Source organism: Burkholderia sp. 4M9327F10 (assembly GCF_005503145.1).
Classification (GTDB): Bacteria; Pseudomonadota; Gammaproteobacteria; order Burkholderiales; family Burkholderiaceae; genus Paraburkholderia.
Window position 1 is genome coordinate 1 of sequence record NZ_SCNV01000132.1, and the last position, 3,069, is coordinate 3,069.

Below are 3,069 nucleotides of genomic sequence, written 5' to 3' on the forward strand. Positions count from 1 at the left end.
GGAAAAGTCTCGTCGAGCCATTCGATTTGCGCTTCGAGCGCCTCTTCTCTGGCTGGAAATACCGGCACCAGAATCGCGAGGCAATCAGGCATGCCACGCAGATGCGCATTGTCGCGATCGGGCCGTGACAGATCGTGTGGCGTCAGCCTGTATTCACCCTTCGGCGCACGGGTCCGCGCCAGCGTAATCAGTTCAGACAGGTTGCCGTAGCCCTCACGGTTCTGCGCAAGCAGAATCAATCCGAACGCGGGCGAGCTATCGGCATTGCGCAACTGAAAATAAGAACCGATGACAAGCGGCAACTCTGCTTTCTTCGCCGCGACATGCGCGCGCACAACCCCCGCGAGCGAACATTCATCCGTCACGGCCAGTCCCGCGTAACCTAGCTGCGCTGCGCGCTCGACGAGCTCCTCCGCATGCGACGCGCCATGCAGGAACGTGAAGTTGGAGAAGCAGAACAACTCGGCATACGCCGGCAGCGCAGTGAAGGTCGAGTCCATTGCGCATCATCCGAACAGGCCGTGAAGAAACCAGCGTTGTGTCTCTTCGGCATCGCGGCTGCTGATACGCTCGCGGTAGATCCAGTAGCAACTGCGGTCGTCAGCTTGCGCGACGAAGTAATCACGCGTGACGAGTTCGCCATCGAACCAGCCGGCTTCGATGCGCTCGGCCGGCGACATCATCCGCAGCGACGAACCATAGAACGGCCGATGCTGACGCATCAAGAGACGCAAGGGCGTGGCCAGCATCCATGTCGGCCGCGGCAAACTGTTGGGCAGCGCAATATCCTTTGCCACCTCGCTGACCGGCACCCAGCGGTTCGCGACCTCCGGCCTATAATCCGCGGTCGGCGCAGGACGCAGTACGTTCTCGTCGCCAAGACGCGCGATCAGCAATTCGATCAGGCGCGCGTGCTCTTCCGGCGAGCCGCCGGGCTCGGGAAACAGACTGTCCGTCTCGGGCACGGCCGACTCCACCTTCGATGCGTCGAGCCGCAGCGCAATAGCAGGCGCAACAAGCTCCACGCGATGCAACCGCTCCTTCGCGAGGCGCAGCAGATGGTCTTCGCGCCATGCCGGCTCACCGAGTGCGATTTCGATCTGTGTCGGCGGGAGCGCCTGTCTGCCGCGCTCGTGTTCGATGGACAGCGTGATCGCGGTGACCGCCAGTTGCTTCGCGCACAGCCAGCCGCACAACTGCACGATCAGACGATGCGCGGCAAACACTGCGCCATCCGCATGTTCGAGCCGGTCAGGCAATTCGATGCGCGCAGAAAACGTGGGCGGCAATGCTAGCCAGTCGAACAACTCGGGGGCCGTGCCGAAGGCGCGGTCCAGCGAATCCAGCAGATGTTCACCGCAGCGGCGCTGCAAACCTGCGCGTGGCAAGCGGCGCACGTCGGCGATCGTCTCGCAGCCCAGGCCGGCAAACCAGTCTGCGAACGGACGGATCTCCGGTACAGCGAGCATCGGCAGCGGTAGCAACACGCGCTCGAGCGAGGCGAGCTGCAAGACTCTGTGCGCCCCCTGCTCCCGTCCGTACTGCGCTAGCAGCCATGCGCCCTGCCCGGTTGGCGCTGCACTGATGCGCGCGGTCAGCCCGAAAGTATCGAGCATTGCCCTGGCTTGCCGGCACAGCGACAGCAGACCGCCGAAAAGCCGTAAGCTTGCGCCGATCTCGACGATGACCGTTGCCTCATTGAGCAATGCGACATCAGGTGAAAACTTCATCAACGCCATACCGACTTCCCGTTGTGCTGCGGCTTCGCGCGCAATGTCGCGTTCGTACATCGCAGTTTCCGGCGATAGCGTCAGCACACCACCGCGCTTCATGCCTAACAGCACCCCCGCCTCATATGCCGCGCGGTCTGCAATCACCACCTTGTCTTTCTCGAGCACGACACTGCCGTGCGCCGGCTCAGACAGCCACCTCGGCCGGAAGACTTCGAGGGATAACTTCGGCAAGTGGACGGCGAGAAAGACGCGCATGACGGGAAAGCAAAACTGGAGTGGGTTGGAGAGAAATCGACAGGGGCTCCGCGCGTGTTGGACCTCGTCGCTTCACAATATCGACCATCAGGCCTTCCGCCGCGGGTCGTAAAGCCAGCCGCAGTAAGGCCGGTGATGAATCCTGAGCCGCCGTGAGCGGCCTGACCATGATGAACAGTGTCTCGGATGACTGCGCAGCCAGATGCAGACGCCGCAACGATGACGACTTCGCGTGTTGTGCCCACAAAATCAGCGCCCCACAACTGCCGGCACGCAGAATCTGCTCGGCCGACCACAGGGCGTCAGCGGTTTGGGGAGACTTGATTTGCAGCAGGCGATTGAGCGATAGCCCGATATATCCCAGTCCTAGCCCATCAGGAATATGCGGTGGCTGAACCAGCGCGATGGGCCGCTCACCGAGTGAACTAAGCGCAGGACGCAAAAGCCGCATCTCTCCCACGCCTGCCTGCTGAACCAGCAAATCGATCAGCGCCCCTAGTGGCCAGCCGCCATCGGGCAACTCGGTTGAAAGCGCCGGATAGCCTGTATCCACCGTACATCCACGCCCGTGCGCAAGTTGTGAGGCTCGCCAGAGCGACGGATGAATCTCTTCAGCGCTGGTAACGATGGTTGACATTGGGTGCGGGAAAACCTGTATATATATACAGTATCCTACACGGAAATTCCTAGATGTGAACTGGCACTTTTAGGATGATGATGATCGACTGCAAATGCTGAGGCACTGTGAATTTATACAGTTTCTTGAGAGGAATTGGGTAGAGGCCGAGAACTGAAGTGCGGGGTTCGATCTGGGCTGGTTAGGACTGGACGGGGATACTGCCAGCGTTTGGGGTGATGCCGCCTGCGCAGGGATGTGACAACAGGTTGTCGTGTTTGCGAGGGATGTGATGAGGCGAAGCGCGTTGGTGCGTTTTCCGGACGCGTAAACGCAGAAACCCCACCGGTTTGGGTGGGGTTTCTGTTGCTGCTAGGGAGCCTGACGATTACCTACTTTCACACGGGTAATCCGCACTATCATCGGCGTGGAGTCGTTTCACGGTCCTGTTCGGGATGGGAAGGG

3 protein-coding genes are annotated in these 3,069 nt (G+C 60.8%); all 3 read right to left on the reverse strand.

The window, feature by feature from the left end:
- Nucleotides 1-500 (reverse strand): PHP domain-containing protein (locus tag FFS45_RS41315; RefSeq protein ID WP_137960333.1); only part of this gene is annotated, 500 nt, incomplete at its 3' end.
- A 6-nt stretch (nt 501-506) separates the two neighbouring features.
- Nucleotides 507-1,988 (reverse strand): DNA polymerase Y family protein, encoded by a 1,482-nt coding sequence (locus FFS45_RS41320; protein ID WP_171029909.1) that lies wholly within the window; start codon nt 1,986-1,988, stop codon nt 507-509.
- A complete protein-coding gene (gene imuA, locus FFS45_RS41325) occupies nt 1,918-2,625 on the reverse strand; it encodes a translesion DNA synthesis-associated protein ImuA (protein WP_137960334.1) in 708 nt (235 codons plus the stop codon). Before imuA ends, FFS45_RS41320 begins: the two co-directional genes overlap by 71 nt.
- Between the last annotated feature and the right edge of the window lie 444 nt (nt 2,626-3,069).

What these genes read in the sequence shown, in the direction of transcription:
- FFS45_RS41320 (WP_171029909.1), bottom strand. Translation starts at nt 1,988, where the DNA reads ATGCGCGTCTTTCTCGCCGTCCACTTGCCGAAGTTATCCCTCGAAGTC.
- imuA (WP_137960334.1), bottom strand. Translation starts at nt 2,625, where the DNA reads ATGTCAACCATCGTTACCAGCGCTGAAGAGATTCATCCGTCGCTCTGG.